The sequence below is a fragment of the Sulfitobacter sp. F26204 genome (assembly GCF_026410305.1).
In the GTDB taxonomy this organism is placed as follows: Bacteria; Pseudomonadota; Alphaproteobacteria; order Rhodobacterales; family Rhodobacteraceae; genus Sulfitobacter.
Map to the genome: position 1 here is coordinate 783,041 of NZ_JAPMLQ010000002.1, position 14,969 is coordinate 798,009.

The 14,969-nt window shown below is 57.7% G+C and carries 16 protein-coding genes; 3 read left to right on the top strand and 13 right to left on the bottom strand.

Features of this window, described 5'->3' with window-relative positions:
• The first annotated feature begins 7 nt into the window (after positions 1–7).
• Positions 8–850: an ATP-binding protein gene (locus OS190_RS07725; protein WP_267158325.1), complete on the top strand. Its 843-nt coding sequence runs from the start codon at positions 8–10 to the stop codon at positions 848–850.
• Here the strand turns inward: OS190_RS07725 and OS190_RS07730 are convergent.
• The 13 genes from OS190_RS07730 to alr form a co-directional block, all read right to left on the bottom strand.
• The gene (locus OS190_RS07730) at positions 847–1,878 is read right to left on the bottom strand and encodes a Hint domain-containing protein (protein ID WP_267158080.1); all 1,032 of its coding nucleotides are present in this window, start codon (positions 1,876–1,878) and stop codon (positions 847–849) included. The genes OS190_RS07725 and OS190_RS07730 overlap by 4 nt on opposite strands.
• Before the next feature lie 149 nt (positions 1,879–2,027).
• Positions 2,028–3,254 (bottom strand): peptidoglycan DD-metalloendopeptidase family protein, encoded by a 1,227-nt coding sequence (locus tag OS190_RS07735; protein ID WP_267158081.1) that lies wholly within the window; start codon positions 3,252–3,254, stop codon positions 2,028–2,030.
• Positions 3,255–3,315: 61 nt separating this feature from the next.
• The gene (locus tag OS190_RS07740; RefSeq protein WP_267158082.1) at positions 3,316–3,972 is read right to left on the bottom strand and encodes a protein-L-isoaspartate(D-aspartate) O-methyltransferase; all 657 of its coding nucleotides are present in this window, start codon (positions 3,970–3,972) and stop codon (positions 3,316–3,318) included.
• Complete coding sequence (surE, locus tag OS190_RS07745; RefSeq protein ID WP_267158083.1) at positions 3,969–4,754, bottom strand: 5'/3'-nucleotidase SurE; 786 nt, start codon at positions 4,752–4,754, stop codon at positions 3,969–3,971. Before surE ends, OS190_RS07740 begins: the two co-directional genes overlap by 4 nt.
• A gap of 69 nt (positions 4,755–4,823) precedes the next feature.
• The gene (locus tag OS190_RS07750; RefSeq protein ID WP_267158084.1) at positions 4,824–5,459 is read right to left on the bottom strand and encodes an SDR family NAD(P)-dependent oxidoreductase; all 636 of its coding nucleotides are present in this window, start codon (positions 5,457–5,459) and stop codon (positions 4,824–4,826) included.
• A 31-nt stretch (positions 5,460–5,490) separates the two neighbouring features.
• Entirely contained in the window at positions 5,491–5,757 is a 267-nt protein-coding gene (locus OS190_RS07755) for a pilus assembly protein PilZ (RefSeq protein ID WP_267158085.1), read from the bottom strand.
• A 95-nt stretch (positions 5,758–5,852) separates the two neighbouring features.
• Positions 5,853–6,281 carry a hypothetical protein gene (locus OS190_RS07760; RefSeq protein ID WP_267158086.1) on the bottom strand — a complete coding sequence of 143 codons (429 nt, stop codon included), beginning with the start codon at positions 6,279–6,281 and terminating at the stop codon, positions 5,853–5,855.
• 44 nt (positions 6,282–6,325) lie between these two features.
• Positions 6,326–7,810, bottom strand: coding sequence for an amidophosphoribosyltransferase (gene purF / locus OS190_RS07765; protein ID WP_267158326.1), 1,485 nt, complete (start codon positions 7,808–7,810; stop codon positions 6,326–6,328).
• Between the two features lie 373 nt (positions 7,811–8,183).
• Positions 8,184–8,738 (bottom strand): CvpA family protein, encoded by a 555-nt coding sequence (locus OS190_RS07770; protein WP_267158087.1) that lies wholly within the window; start codon positions 8,736–8,738, stop codon positions 8,184–8,186.
• Positions 8,739–8,765: 27 nt separating this feature from the next.
• Entirely contained in the window at positions 8,766–10,133 is a 1,368-nt protein-coding gene (gene radA / locus OS190_RS07775) for a DNA repair protein RadA (protein WP_267158088.1), read from the bottom strand.
• Positions 10,134–10,244: 111 nt separating this feature from the next.
• Positions 10,245–11,027, bottom strand: coding sequence for a DNA repair protein (locus tag OS190_RS07780; RefSeq protein ID WP_416237377.1), 783 nt, complete (start codon positions 11,025–11,027; stop codon positions 10,245–10,247).
• Positions 11,028–11,153: 126 nt separating this feature from the next.
• On the bottom strand, positions 11,154–11,594 hold the full coding sequence (locus tag OS190_RS07785) for a paraquat-inducible protein A (RefSeq protein WP_267158327.1): 441 nt from the start codon (positions 11,592–11,594) through the stop codon (positions 11,154–11,156).
• A gap of 26 nt (positions 11,595–11,620) precedes the next feature.
• The gene (gene alr, locus OS190_RS07790) at positions 11,621–12,655 is read right to left on the bottom strand and encodes an alanine racemase (protein ID WP_267158090.1); all 1,035 of its coding nucleotides are present in this window, start codon (positions 12,653–12,655) and stop codon (positions 11,621–11,623) included.
• Between the two features lie 124 nt (positions 12,656–12,779).
• On the opposite strand from alr, the gene OS190_RS07795 reads away from it, so the two are divergent.
• Positions 12,780–13,523 carry a sterol desaturase family protein gene (locus OS190_RS07795; RefSeq protein WP_267158091.1) on the top strand — a complete coding sequence of 248 codons (744 nt, stop codon included), beginning with the start codon at positions 12,780–12,782 and terminating at the stop codon, positions 13,521–13,523.
• Between the two features lie 59 nt (positions 13,524–13,582).
• A complete protein-coding gene (locus OS190_RS07800) occupies positions 13,583–14,896 on the top strand; it encodes an alpha/beta hydrolase family protein (RefSeq protein WP_267158092.1) in 1,314 nt (437 codons plus the stop codon).
• Positions 14,897–14,969 lie beyond the last annotated feature (73 nt).

A 14,969-nucleotide genomic window follows, 5' to 3' on the forward strand; every position in this document is an offset into this window, starting at 1 on the left:
AGTGCCGATGATTGATGACCCGATGGACCGGATCGCCATGGCCTTGGAGCGGATGGCACCCGCTCCGGCGCCTGCGCCTGACTTCGAAGCGGCTTCGGCCTTTGTCTGGCACACAGAGCCTGACCGGCTGGAGCCTGTGGCACAGATAAGCCGCATTGATCTGGGCTTGCTTGTCGGGGTGGACCGGTCGCGCGATACCCTGTTGCAGAACACGCGCCAATTCGCGGCGGGTCTGCCGGCGAATAATGCGCTGCTCTGGGGCGCAAGGGGGATGGGTAAATCCAGTCTTGTCAAAGCAATACATGCTGAAGTTCATGCAACACATGAGGCATTGCGTATCGTCGAGTTGCAGCGCGAGGATCTGCCCTCTGTCGCGCGCTTGCTGAATTTCCTGCGTGGGGCACCGCAACGGTTTATCCTGTTTTGCGACGATCTAAGCTTTGGTCATGATGATGCACATTACAAATCGCTCAAGGCGGTCCTGGACGGTGGCATCGAAGGGCGGCCGGAGAACGTGGTGCTTTATGCCACTTCGAACCGGCGGCATTTGATGGCGCGGGACATGATTGAGAACGAACGCGGCACCGCCATCAACCCGAGTGAGGCGGTCGAGGAAAAGGTATCCCTGTCAGATCGGTTCGGTCTTTGGCTCGGGTTTCACCCCTGTGACCAGGATCAGTATTTGCAGATGATCCGGGGCTATTGCACCGCCTATGGCGTCAAGATCGACGGTGATGAACTCTATGCCGAGGCGATTGAATGGCAGGCGACACGTGGTGCGCGGTCCGGGCGTGTGGCCTGGCAGTACTTTGTCGATCTGGCCGGGCGCAAGGGCGTAAGGCTGGACTAGGCTGCGTAAAGACAGCTTGCTTCGTAGCTGCGCAGGCAAGGTGCCGCTTTCGGTCCATAGGTACTGAGATCGGGAAACAACTCGAAGATTTCGGCGCGGGCGGCTTCGTTGACGGTTTGCAATGTCATTTCACCGGGAAAGAGGCTTTCGCTCCAGATTCCTTCGGAACAGACCAGATGATGCGCGTCAAACAGGATGTGGTAATAGGTGACCACCCCGCCGGTCTTGCGGTAAACCCCGTCGTGGCGCAGCAAGTCTACAGCCCGAACCAACACTTCTTCCTGGCCGAAAAACAATTCGGCGCGCCAGTCGTCCAATAGTATTGCATGCTGCGGAGAGACCACCAGATCACGGGAGTTGCCCAAGGTGCCTTTGGTGATGACAATCGGTGCCAGATCACCCTCGGCACGTACTGTCGTTTTGCCGATCCAAGCGATGGGTCGGTGGCCACCATCGCGTGTTTCAACCAGATCGCCGATCGCAAGATCCTCAACAGGAACCGACCGCTCCGTCGTTGTAATCAAAGTGCCATGGGCAAAGCAGACAACGCTGCCGCCGAGGTCGGCATGGGGAATGAAGTCTTCGTTGTCGACGATGCCGCCGATGGAGAGGTTGGTATCAGCGGGAGGCATGCCATCGGGAAAAATCAGGAAATAACCGTCTTCGCCTGCATCGTCTAAATCGTTGTCGTTGTTCAAATCAACGTCGATAGCCGTCACACGCCATGTCGTGGTGCCGTCGCTGACCGTGAAGGTATAGTCATAGATTATCTGGCGGTCGATGCCGCCGATCTCTGTGGTTTGCTGCCATCTGCCGCCGATACGTTCGTTTGTGCTGACGACTTCGTTGGTGGGATCGCCGTTGAAAACGCTGGCTCCGGTGTTTTCATCGACAACAAAATAGGTGTCCGGCCCGGAATAGCGCCATGTTCCGCTGGTTGGTGGGGAAAGGGCATAATTATGCGCCGCCCCGTTCACGGTGCTCTGTGTGCCGTATATTGTATTGGTGTAGCCGAAATGTTCGGGCATTTTTCAATCCAATCGCCTCAAATGCGTTGGATTGTTTCTATTCTTGCAACAGGGCGGAAACGGGGCGTTTCCGCGCCGTTTGAGGCAAACTTGTGATGTTTTAGAGGAAAATTATCTAAAAACCGAACTCCAGGTAGTGAAGGCAGGTGTCAGTTCAGGAAGGGCGCTGGATCGACGCTGTCGAACCCCTGGCGGACTTCGAAGTGCACATAGGCGTCATCTCCGCTGCGCAGTTTGGCGATTTGCTGGCCGCGTCCGACGGTGTCGCCTTTGGAAACGCTCACATCCGCTACATTGGCATAGACGGTCAACAGGTTGCCAGCGTGGCGAACAACGACAATAGGCACACCTTCGGCGCTTTTGGTGATTGCGGCTACGGTGCCGCTGTCGGCGGCTTTCACCGGGGCACCTGCGGCGGCTTTGATGTTGATGCCTTCGTTGCGTCCCTTGGCATAGGCGCGGATGATGCTGCCCTTAACGGGTGTGACCATCTTGGCGGCTTTGGCCGGTTTGGTGGTCTTGCCGACATCTGCTACCGGTTCGGTGGGTTCTTCGGCTTTGGCCACAGGTTTTGCGGTGTCATCATTTGGCAAGGGCTTGGCCGCCGAGGGGGGCGTTGGCGTCGGACTGCCAGCACCGGGGGCAGTGGCCTCGTCAAGAGCGGGCTTGCGTGCGGGTGGATTTTGCTTGGCAACGGGGATCAGCAGGAACTGGCCTTCGCGGACCTTGAAATCCGCGCCAAGGCCGTTCCATTCGGCCAATGCCTTGACCGGGACGGAATAAAGCCGCGCCACGGTATAGGCGGTTTCGCCGCGTTCAACCTTGTGGCGCACAGGTTCTTGACCGGTTTGTCGGGGGGCCGTTGCGGTATTGGCTGGGGGCAGGGCGGCGGTTTGGACACCCGGTGTTTCAGGGGCGCGATCGATCGCGCCACCAGCAAGTGCATTGATGTCTACAGGCTGGATTGGGCCGCTGGCAGCGGCGCCCGTAGCAGGAGAAGGTTCGGCAACGCGGCCGGAGAGGGCGATCACCTCGTCCTTGCGCAGGGGAACGTCGGGCGCAATGCCATTGAATCGGGCAAGGGATGCGGCGTCCACCCCAACGCGTTTGGCCACATCAGCCAGAGTATCGCCGCGACGCGCGATCGCCACTTGATAATTAGGATATGAGATCACGCCACGGTCATCGGGACGCGGGCGGCTGGCCAATGGGCCGGTCGCGGCTTCTGCGGTGCTGAACCCGCCGCCCAGTCCGCGCAGATCGAAATCAAGCGGTTGATCACCACAGGCGGTCAAAAGCGCAGCACTTGTCAGGAGGAGCACACCAGTCCGCATGCGGGAAATCGGGCTGGTGAAGCCTGGGGTGGAATTTCTCATCTGCTTGTCCTCATTTCACGCGATCCCCCATGTATCCGGGGGTTTTCCTCATAGTAACCTATTATCCATCTTTGCCCAAGCCCTCGAGAAGGGGAACAAAGCGGACAGAACGCATTTCGTCATATTCCAGACCGGTGGCGGTTTTACGCACGCGTATCAGGTGCTGTACCGCGTCAGATTGGCCGACTGGCAGAACCATGATGCCGCCTTCCTTGAGTTGTGCAAGCAGTGGTCCGGGCGGATCTTCGGCGGCGGCGGTCACGATGATACGGTCAAAGGGGGCCTGTTCGGCCAGTCCGTAACTGCCGTCGCCGGTGATGGCGGTGATATTGACCAGATCGAGGTTCTGGAAAATCGTACGGGCTTCATGCACCAGACGGCGATGGCGGTCGATGGTATAGACCCGCCGTGCCAGTTTCGAGAGGATCGCGGCCTGATAGCCCGAGCCAGTGCCGATTTCCAGCACCTTGTCCCGCGGCGTGATTTCCAGCGCCTGTGTCATCAACCCCACCACAGAGGGCTGGCTGATGGTCTGGCCGCATGCGATGGGCAAAGGCATGTCCTCATAGGCGCGTTCGGAAAACAGACCAGTGATAAAGGGGCCGCGATCAACGCTTTCCATCGCTTCAAGCACGCGTTTGTCTGTCACTCCCTTTGAGCGCAGCGCATACAAGAACTGCATCTTGCGTTCCGCGGTTGAAGCGGCTTCATCGGTCATGTGGAGATGCCTGCAAGGCTGTCCATCATGTCATATGCGGTCAGGTCCGCGCGCATTGGCGTGACGGAAACATAGCCTTCCAGATTGACCGCTGCATCAGATCCGGGGGCGGTCTTGACCTGTTGATCACCGCCTTTGATCCATGAAAAACGGCGGCCCGATGGTGCCAAATGGGGTTCTGTTCCGAATACAACGCCTGGTCGGCGTCCTTGCGTGGCAAGTCGGGTGCCCTTGACCTGAGCCGCGGCGACGGGAGGGAAATTCACGTTGTAAAACAGCGGGTAGTCAACATCTTCGTCAGGCGTATTGCGTAAAATACGGCGCAGGACTGCTGCGCCATGTTTGGCCGATGCCTCAAACGGATCGGCAAGGCCACTGTTGCCGGGACCAAAATATTGCGACAGGGCGATGGCGGGATAGCCTTGCAAGGCTGCTTCCATTGCGCCGCCAATCGTGCCGGAATACAGGGTGTTTTCGGCAGAGTTATTGCCGCGGTTGACCCCGGAAAGGACCAGGTCGGGGGGGCAGTCTTTCATCACGTCATGCACTGCGACCAGCACGCAATCGGCGGGTGATCCTTCGGCTGCAAAACGCCGTTCGTCCAGTTGGGTCATCATCGTGGGGTGGACATAATTGATACAATGGCCAACACCAGATTGTTCAAAGGCAGGCGCCACAGTCCAGACTTCACCGTTTTTGCCAGCCAGTTTTGTGGCGATCCGATGCAGCACCTCAAGTCCCGGTGCCGTGATCCCGTCGTCATTTGTGATGAGAATGCGCATGTGTCGCCCCTTTTTGCCTTGATAGGTGAGGGGCGAGGATGCGGCAAGCGCGGGCGTGGCGTGAACCGGCTAAAGTTGCGCCAATACCTCAGCCGCCTGAACCCCTGTGTCGCTCAGGGGGGCACGGTCTTCTCCGGGAAAGAAACGGGCACGTGTCGCTGTGGGCATCGGTTCGGGCGTCAAGATGCGAACATCGGGGCCGATATTGGCCGTTTCGGCAGCCCAGGCGCGGGCAAGGGCGATTTGCGCGGCCTTGGTCGCGGCATATGCGCCAAAGAACTTTTGGTTCTGGCGAGGATCGTCAAAAAAGACTGCGGTGCCGGATGACCCAAGCAGCGGCGCAACATAAGTAATCAGCGTTGAGGTCGCGGTGATGTTGCCGGAGACCGATTTTGCCATGTCCTTGGCATCGATATGATCGGCCGGGGCCAGTGGCGGTGCGTGGATGGCGCAATGCATCCACAGGTCAAGGTTGCCCCAGCGGTCATGAATGCCCCGGCAAAGCACTGCCATCGCATCGGCGTTGGTGATGTCCATGGGGGCAAGTGTGGCAGCACCGCCTTTGGCCTGTATGCGATCGTCAAGTTCTTCGAGCGCACCGGTGGTGCGCGCGACGGCGATGATGTGGTAGGTGGGCGCAAGCGCTTCGGCGAGGGCGGCACCCAGGCCGCGTGACGCGCCGGTGATGAGAGCTGTTTTTGTCATGAATGCGATGTGCCTGCTTGCGGCGGGCGGGTCAAGTGTCCGGCAAGCCTAGTATCTTGGTTTGTGCGCCCTTGGCGAGGATCACGCGGTCGATGTCAATCGCGGCGACCAAACTGCCCGCGACCGTATCGCCAACATTGATCCGTTGGATTTCGCCGTTGTGCCCGCGGATCAGTGCCGCGGGATTTGTTTCATTGCCAAACACACCGATCAGGGCCAGCGCGGGCAGCTTGACGCGTTGGGTGGCAAGGTCGGCCACATGTTGCGATGTTGGTTCTTGAGTGTCTTTGAGGATCATGTCCGGCTCTTTCGCACCATTGAGAGGAGTTCCGAGCGGGCAAGTATCAGTTATGCTGCAGCGCAGAAAGGCGGGGGGGTAGGCATCGGCCAACTTCAGCCGACGTTAAGTGAATCGCGCTTGGGCAGATGATAGGTGAAGGTCATTTGCGCCAGATGCGCGAGGGCCTGTTCCGGCAGATCCTCATTGAGCGACAGGACCAGCCGGCGGCGGCCGTCATTGGCCGGGAGGTCCGGATAAAGTTCACGCATGCGTTCGGCCAGATCGGTCTTGCAATCGACAAACAAGGCAAGCTGGTCTGGATCGGCAGGAATCCAATGCAGGCGCAAGGTGCTGCCGGTACGAGGCTTTTGCGGACGCCAGGCGGGTTGTCCCCATTTCAGGGACTCCGCTAACGGCCCAAGGTTGTTTTCTTGCGCAATGGTTTGGAAAATGGCCCGGCAAGCCCAGGCGGCATTTTGTGCCGGGGCTGACCATTGGCGAAATGTTGAAAGCAGCGAGGCTGGGGCATGTGTGGTGTCCATGACATCCTTCTAGCTCAGACTGCTGCCAATTTCCGGCAACAGGGCTATTCGGCGGCTGGTTTCATTTCAAACCCCTGATCCATCTGATCAGAGGGGATTACCGGATATTCTCCTGAGAAACAGGCGTCACAATATTGCGGACATTTGGCATTGCGCCCCTTGGCTTCGCCGACGGCGCGGTAAAGCCCGTCAAGGGAAATGAACTTGAGGCTGTCGACATTCAAATGTTCGCGCATTTCCTCTTCGGACATCGTCGCCGCGAGCAATTTGTCGCGCTGAGGTGTGTCCACACCATAAAAGCAAGGCCAGGCCGTTGGCGGTGACGCGATGCGGAAGTGAACTTCGCTGGCACCGGCATCGAGGATCATTTCCTTGATCTTGCGGCTGGTGGTGCCGCGCACCACGCTGTCGTCGACCAGAATCACCCGCTTGCCCTTGATCAGCGCCCGGTTGACGTTGAGTTTCAGGCGTACACCCATGTTACGGATCTGCTCTGTCGGTTCGATGAAGGTACGCCCCATGTACTGATTGCGGATGATGCCCATGGCATAAGGAATACCGGATTGCAGACTGTATCCAATAGCAGCAGGCGTTCCCGAATCGGGTACAGGGCAGACAAGATCGGCTTCGACCGGGCTTTCCTTGGCCAGTTCCCGGCCAATCGCCTCGCGGGTTTCATAGACAGAACGGCCACCGAGGATGCTGTCAGGACGGCTGAAGTAAACGTGTTCAAAAATGCAGAAACGTGGTTCCTGACGGCGGAAAGGAAAGTGGGACTCGATACCCTTGGGCGTAATCACCACCATTTCGCCCGGTTCGATTTCGCGGACGAATTCCGCACCAATGATGTCGAGTGCGCAGGTTTCGGAACTCAACGCCCAGCCATCGCCGAGTTTGCCCAGTACCAGCGGTCGCACTCCCAACGGATCGCGCACACCAATCAGTTTGGTGCGGGTCATGGCGACGATTGAAAAGGCACCTTCAACCCGGCGCAGGGCGTCTTCCATCCGCTCGGGGATATTGCGCTGCAAGGAACGTGCCATCAGGTGGATGATGCATTCACTGTCCGACGAAGACTGGAAAATGGAGCCACGTTCAATCAACTCGCGGCGCAGGGAATTGGCATTGGTGATGTTGCCGTTATGGGCAATTGCAGCGCCGCCCATGGCGAATTCGCCAAAAAAAGGCTGTACATCACGGATCGCCGTCGGGCCTTTGGTGCCGGAGGTGGAGTAGCGGACATGACCGATGGCGATTTCACCGGGCAGGGTTTCCATGATCTTTTGCGAGGTGAAATTGTCGCGGACATAGCCAAAGCGTCGGGCGGACTGGAATCCCACTTTCGGATCATGGCTGACGATGCCACCGGCTTCCTGTCCGCGATGTTGCAGGGCATGCAGCCCGAGGGCGACAAAATTGGACGCATCGGCCACGCCAATCACGCCGAAGACGCCGCATTCTTCCTTGAGTTTATCGTCATGGTCCGATTCGCGCAGATAGGAAGTGTCAAAGGGATGTGCGGGAGGCATGATTTTGGAGGTGTTCATGGGCACGGGGCAGCTCCGACTCCGGTTGAGGTCGGGCCATGTTTAGGAGTATTAAAGCGCAGTGTCACCCCGAAGCAGGTGATCTTTGCGTGATTGTTTAGGTCGATGTTGCGATTGACCGGGTTTCATCTGCGCAAAGTGGTCTCGGGCGATGATTGGCAGGATCATTTGGCAACGGGGCTGCAAACGATGGGTGCAGAAAATCATTGTCGCCTGTTCAGGTGCTCGAAAAGCCAGAAGGTTCAAACCGCGGCAAGATCTGTCGCGCGCAACCGTGGCTGATCAATTGGTGCCCTTGCTCAAAATGCAAATGAACAAACGGGTGGTTCAACACGCCTGGTCGATCGGTCCTGACCTATTCGCCGCAAGCGCCCACAAGTGCTTCGTAGCGTGACGTGATCCAGCCAAGCGCGGCTTCGGGGTTCTGATCCTCGATCTGGCCAGTGAAGCGGGAAAACACAACCGCCGAGCGGCTTTCGTCGACGATGGTGAACTGCTGGCTTGTGATCACTGTTTTATAGACAAAGAAGGCAATCGCAACGAGCAGGATGCCGCGTGCCACGCCAAAGATAAATCCAAGACCTTGATCAAGGCCGCCAAAGACGGAACGTTGTACCAGTGACGAAAACAAGGGAGTAAAGAGAGAGACAACAATCAGTGCAATGGCAAAGACGATGGCAAAGGCACCGATGATCGACAGTTCGCAGCTGTCCGCAAGGAAATCGCCAATGACCGGAATCTCACGAACCAAAGGTTCGACGCGCGGGGCGAACAGAAAGGCGAGGATCGCTGCCGCGATCCATCCGACAATTGCCATGAGTTCACGAACAAGGCCGCGGCCATAAGCCAAGAGCGCTGACAGAATGATGACCAGCGCCACCACACCATCAATAATTGTAAAGCCTTCCATCAGTACTGCCCTTTGCCTTTGTGCGCGCTAACCTGCGCCGAAAATTTCACCCACAAATCCGGTGAGATCGCTCATCGTGTTCAGCGAAATGCCGGTTGCCGCTGCCGCTTTTCCACCAGCAGGAGCGATAGCGCTGGTAAAACCAAGTTTTTGCGCCTCTTTCAACCTGTTTTCGGTCTGGGAGGCAGGGCGCAGGGCACCGGAAAGGCTTATTTCCCCAAATACAACAGTTTCCGCTGGAAGGGCGACGTCCTCGCGGGCGCTCAGCAATGCGGCGGCAACGGCCAGATCAGCGGCAGGTTCGGATATTTTCATGCCGCCTGCGACGTTGAGATAAACATCAAGGCCGGCAAAGGGGATGCCACAGCGGGCTTCCAATACGGCAAGGATCATCGCCAGCCGCCCTCCGTCCCAGCCGACAACCGTTCGGCGGGCCTGTGCATGGGGCGAGGGCGCAACAAGCGCCTGGATTTCAACCAGCAGCGGGCGCGTGCCTTCGATCCCGGCAAAGACAACTGATCCCGCGGCGGGTTCACCGCGTTCGGAAAGGAACAGCGCGGAGGGGTTGGTGACTTCGCACAGGCCACGACCGGTCATTTCGAATACGCCAATTTCATCGGCGGGGCCAAAGCGGTTTTTGACAGAACGCAAGATGCGGAATTGATGGCCGCGTTCGCCTTCGAAATAAAGCACGGTATCGACCATATGTTCGACAACGCGTGGACCGGCAATCGCACCTTCCTTGGTGACATGGCCGACAAGGATGACGCTGGTACCGGTACGTTTGGCAAAGGCGGTGAGTTCGTGGCTTGCGGCGCGGACCTGACTGACGGACCCTGGGGCAGATTCGACATTGTCGGCCCACATGGTCTGGATCGAATCAATAATGGCAAGCCGTGGGCGTTCTTTATCCAGCGTGGTGAGGATGTCGCGCAGGTTGGTTTCAGCGGCGAGTTTGACGGGAGCATCCGACAGCCCGAGGCGCTGGGCGCGCATGCGCACCTGTGCAGAGGCCTCTTCGCCGCTGACATAGATGGTCTTCAGCCCTGCATTGGCAAAATGGGCTGCGGCTTGCAGCAGCAGTGTCGATTTGCCGATACCGGGGTCACCGCCGACCAGGATGGCGGATGCTGCGACAAGCCCCCCGCCCAGGACGCGGTCGAGTTCTCCGATACCAGACTGGCTGCGCGGCGGCGGGGCTTCTTCGGTGGAAAGATCGCTAAGATGCATGGCAGAGCCGCGGCGCGCACCAAGTGACTTGCTGGGTGGGCCGGTTGAAATACCTTTATCTTCCTGAATGGTGTTCCAGTCGCCACAGCCGTCACAACGTCCGGACCATTTGTTGAAACTGGCACCACAGGCGGTACAGGAGAATGTCTTGACGGGTTTTGCCATGGAACGTGTTGTGGCCGAGACTGAGCGGGCCGTCAAAGGGAAAGCGGGGGAAAATTGCGCGGTTTCGGTTGCGCCCATCCGGTGACGATTTCGCAGGTTTGCCGTCTGGGGTTATTCCGCGGCCTTGGGTTGCAAATCCACAATGGTATTGTCGAGCGCGGTCTGGTTGTTTTTTATCCGGCTTTCCAAGCCCAGTTCCGGCAATATTTCCTGCATTTCCGCACGCAGGCGTTCAAGTTGTGCAACGGCAACGCTTTCTTCCAGTTCTACCTCATGCACCCAATGCTTGAGATCGTTTGTAATTGCCTTGGCCTGATCCAGACGCCCGTTGAACAAGGCGATCTCTTGTTGGCGTTCTTTCAGGAAATTGCGTGCACGGGCGAGTTTTTCGTCTGAATAGACCTCGGCCAGTTCGCGGCTGAGGTGGCTCATTTGGGCGGCGACTTCCAGTAGGGAGGGTTCAAGCGTGCTGAGGTCGGGGTGGTCACGCAAGTAGGCAAGTCTTTCGCGCACGGCATCGAATTCAGAGCTTAGCCGAAAGGTTTCGGCCCGATCCGCGGCGTGGACAGCCGCATAGGCGCGGGCGACGTCCTCCATTCCGATGGAAAACCTGCGATGCGAATTTTCCAATGTCATGATGCGGCGGTTAGAGGGCAGGAAAAAACACAGGCCCACAGCAAGAATGGTCAGGCCGATCTGCACATACATGCCAGCGTTTTCAATGGGCTTTCCTTGGTAGTTCAGGGTGAGATCAATCCATGCCCAGAAACCCAAGGCCGCCATGACAGTGGCCCCGAAAAGCGATAAGGCAGCAAACACAAAAACGATCAGCGCGAAACGCTGCATGATATACTGGATAAAATACGCAAGCGCGCGAACAGTAGACAAAGACATTCCCCCCGGAAGTATCTATCGGCAAGTTTATGCCGAAAGCCGGAAAAATGCATGAAAAAAGTCAAAAACACGTCGTAAATCGGGAAGGTTTGCTACAAATACCACAGTTTGTCTGAAAGTTGTTTCCTACCCGTGATCAATTGCGGTCGGTTTCAAGGATTGTTCTGTTTTCCAGCTGATCCAGAGAGAGGCAAGGATGCATGCAGTGAACAGATACAGCCCCCAAGCAACTTCGATCCGGCCCAGACCGATGCCTTTGGACAGGGTAATATAGAGTGCGATCAAGAAGATATCAGCCATCGCCAGTTTGCCCAGAACTTGCAGGGCAGGCAGCGCAACGGGTTTGAGAAGATCGAAATGCACCAGCGCCAGCCCGATGGTTTTGAGGTAAGGCGCAAACAGCGCGAAAAGCGAGACAACAAGCGCCAGAAAAATGTCCGAGGCCCAAAGCGATTGCAGGCCGGTCAACATCGAAATTTCGCTGAGCGAGAACAGGGGGAGCAGGCCCGCGCGCATCAGCGGTGCCCACCATGCAATCGGATACAGGACCAGGAGGCCGAGGTTCATCAGGGCCAAAGCCCGGTTGGTACGGGTCACCTCAGATACACCCGATCATAGCGTGCGCCCAGCGAGGTAAGGATTTCATAACCGATGGTGCCTGCAAACTCCGCCACTGTGTCCACCGATTGGTGCAATCCGATCAGTTGAAGATGTTCGGGCACCTTGGCCAGGCTGCTGACATCCACAGTGATCGCATCCATCGACACCCGGCCGATGACGGGCAGTTTCCTGCCTTCATGAGTGAAGGTCGCCTTGGCACCCATGGCGCGGATCACCCCGTCGGCATAGCCCGCTGCAACGGTTGCGACACGGGTTTCGGATTTCGCAACATAGGCAGCACCGTAGCCGACGCTTTCGCCGGCCGCCACATCGCGGACCTGAATCACGGGAACATCCAGGGTCACGACAGGCCTGGCATCGACAAAGGGTAACCCCCCGTAAAGTCCAACGCCGGGGCGTGTCAGGTCAAAATGGTATTTCTCGCCCAGAAAAATACCGCCGGTCGCTGCCAGTGACCGTGGAATATCGAGACCTTCAGTCATGTCGACAAAACAGTCCAGTTGCATCTGGTTTGCCAGATGATCGGGTTCATCGGCGCAGGCCAGATGCGAGATGAGCAGTTCCGGTTTTTGTGCAATCGCGATGTCATGCACCGCAGACCATTCCGCAGGTTCCATCCCCAGACGGTTCATCCCGGTATCGAACTGGATGCCAAAGGGATGTCCGGGCAGGGCCTCAACATGGATCAACAATTGATCGACCGAGTTCACCATCGGGGTAAGGTCGGCGGCGCGGATGATGTCCGCATCTCCAGGCATATGACCGGTGAATACGCAGATCGCTGGGCCGTGTCCCAGGGCACGCCGCAGTTGAATGCCTTCTTCGGCAGCAGCGACAAAGAACAGGCGCGCGCCCGCCCTGGCCAGGGCGGGGCCAACCTTGGCGACACCCAGACCATAGGCATCCGCTTTGACCACAGCAGCGGTTTCACAGGAAGTCAGCCGATCCAGCGTCTCCCAGTTGGCTGCGATGGCAGGCAGGTCGATGGTGAGGGTGGCGGTGCTCATGATGTGCAGATCCGGTGCTTGTCGTTCAATGAGAGGGCGTTTTACATCCGCTTTGCGGATCACAAATTCTTGGCTTAGGTTACTCAAGTTGTATCACAGGAACAAGCAGGGGGAACCGGGAGAGATGACACGGTTACGCATTCTGGCGCAGCATCGCTGTGTGGTCATTATGGCGGTGATATGCGCCGGCTCATTTGGGGCACTCGCGCTCTTTGGTCCTTGGTGGGCCTGGTTGTTGGTGCCGCTTGGTGTAGCCGCGCAATTGTTGAATGAATACAATTTGCACCGCCATGTTTTTCATCTTTCGCCACCGCGCCGGCAGTGGGCATTTGATCTGCTTTATCAGGCGCATTACGGGCATCACGACTTTCCCACCAACCATGCGTTGTTCTTTGTGCCGATCTGGGTGGCCTTGCCGATGCTGGCGGGGAATTTTGCGCTGGTCTGGGCCGTCGCCTGGGTCTTTGGGGCGGCACAGCCATTCTGGATCGCGCTGGCAATTGTTCCGGCGGGCGGCGTGGCAATGTTTCTGGTGTATGAATGGTTCCACATGACCGCCCATCTCACGCTGCCCAAATCCGCCGTATCACGTCGGGTCACGCGCCTGCACAACCAGCATCATTTCCGGGATTTCAGCAAATGGTTCCATGTCAGCCCCGGCGGAGAGATCATCGATCGTGCCATGGGAACCGAAATAGACAAGGAAACCCTCAAGCAGCAGCAGCGCCAGACATTCATCCGCACCCTTGGCATGCGTCCGGATGATCCACGACTTGTCGCAGCGCGTCAGAGATTTGCGTCCAAATACGGGCTGAGCGCGGCAGAGATCGCTGTCGCTGCCCGTGGGGGCAGTGATGTAACGTCATAGAATGACCGCTTGTGCCGCCCCGCTGCCGCCCTAAGCTGGGCGGGAAAGAGGAGGATGACATGTTGAAAACAACCCTTGCGGCGGCACCTGTTGCGCTTGCGCTCGCGACGGCACCGGCATTTGCCGAAAATCGAATCGACAGGCAACGTCCCGATGCACCGGCGCTCGCAGCCTATGGTGATTTGCCTGTCGGTGTGCGGCAATTGGATTTGGTCAACCCGCGCCAAGTCAATATACTGGCAATCGATCCCGCTGCGGACAAGCCAGCGACCCTGCCGACTTATGACCGTCCGCTGACTGTTGAAATGTGGTATCCTGCGGCGCAAGGGGCGGCGGGAGAGACCGGACTAAAGGTCTATCTGCGTGATGGTACCACCGAGGTGACCTTGCAAGGCCGTGCGGTGCGCGATGCTGCGCCTGCGGCACCCGCAGGCTATCCGTTGATCCTGATCAGTCACGGGTATCCCGGCAACCGCTTTCTGCTGTCCCATCTGGCAGAAAACATCGCGTCCAAAGGGTATGTCGTGGCCTCGATTGATCATACTGACAGCACCTACCGCACCCAGGCGGCCTTTGGGTCAACATTGGTCAACCGTTCGCTGGATCAAGTCTTTGTGCTGGAGGAAATGGCGCGGATGGCTGCCGAAGGTGGCGATTTCGCGGGGCTTTATGACGCTGACAATACCGGCTTGATCGGTTATTCGATGGGGGGATACGGGGCGGTGATTACCGCGGGCGGTGGTGTCACCGAAGCCTCGGTTGCCTATCCCTGGGGAGGGCCACACGACACATTGGCCATCCACCAATCCGGCAGTGACACCCATAACGCGCTTCCTGACGCCCGGATCAAGACCGCGATAGCCATAGGTCCCTGGGGCATGAACACAGGATTTTGGGATGCTGCTGGTCTGGCAGGTATCAAGATACCCATGATGTTCATCGCCGGGTCCCTGGACGATGTGTCGCTTTATGAAAAAGGCGTGCGTGCGATCTGGGAGAATGCCTCGGCTCTGCCCCATGCTTTGCTGACATTTGAAAATGGCGGCCATAACGCCGCTGCCCCGATACCGGCGCCGGCAGAAAGCTATTATTTCAACGCGGATAAAGGTTTTGACATCTCAAGTCACTATACCGATCCGGTCTGGGATACGACACGGATGAACAATATTGCGCAGCATTTTGTGACCGCGTGGCTGGACCGGGAATTGAAAGGTGATACGGACAAGAACGCTTATCTGCAACTGGTAGAGAATTCGAATGATGGCGTCTGGTCGATGAACGAAGACGGCACGGAGAAAGAGGATCACAGTTATTGGAAAGGTTTTGCCCAAGGAACGGCAAAGGGTCTGCGTTTCGAGGTGAAAACGCCCTAGGTTCCAAAATCTAACATGTTGTTGCAATGGTTGATTGGGCCCGTTTTGCCGCCTTCACAGCGGCGGCGGGCCC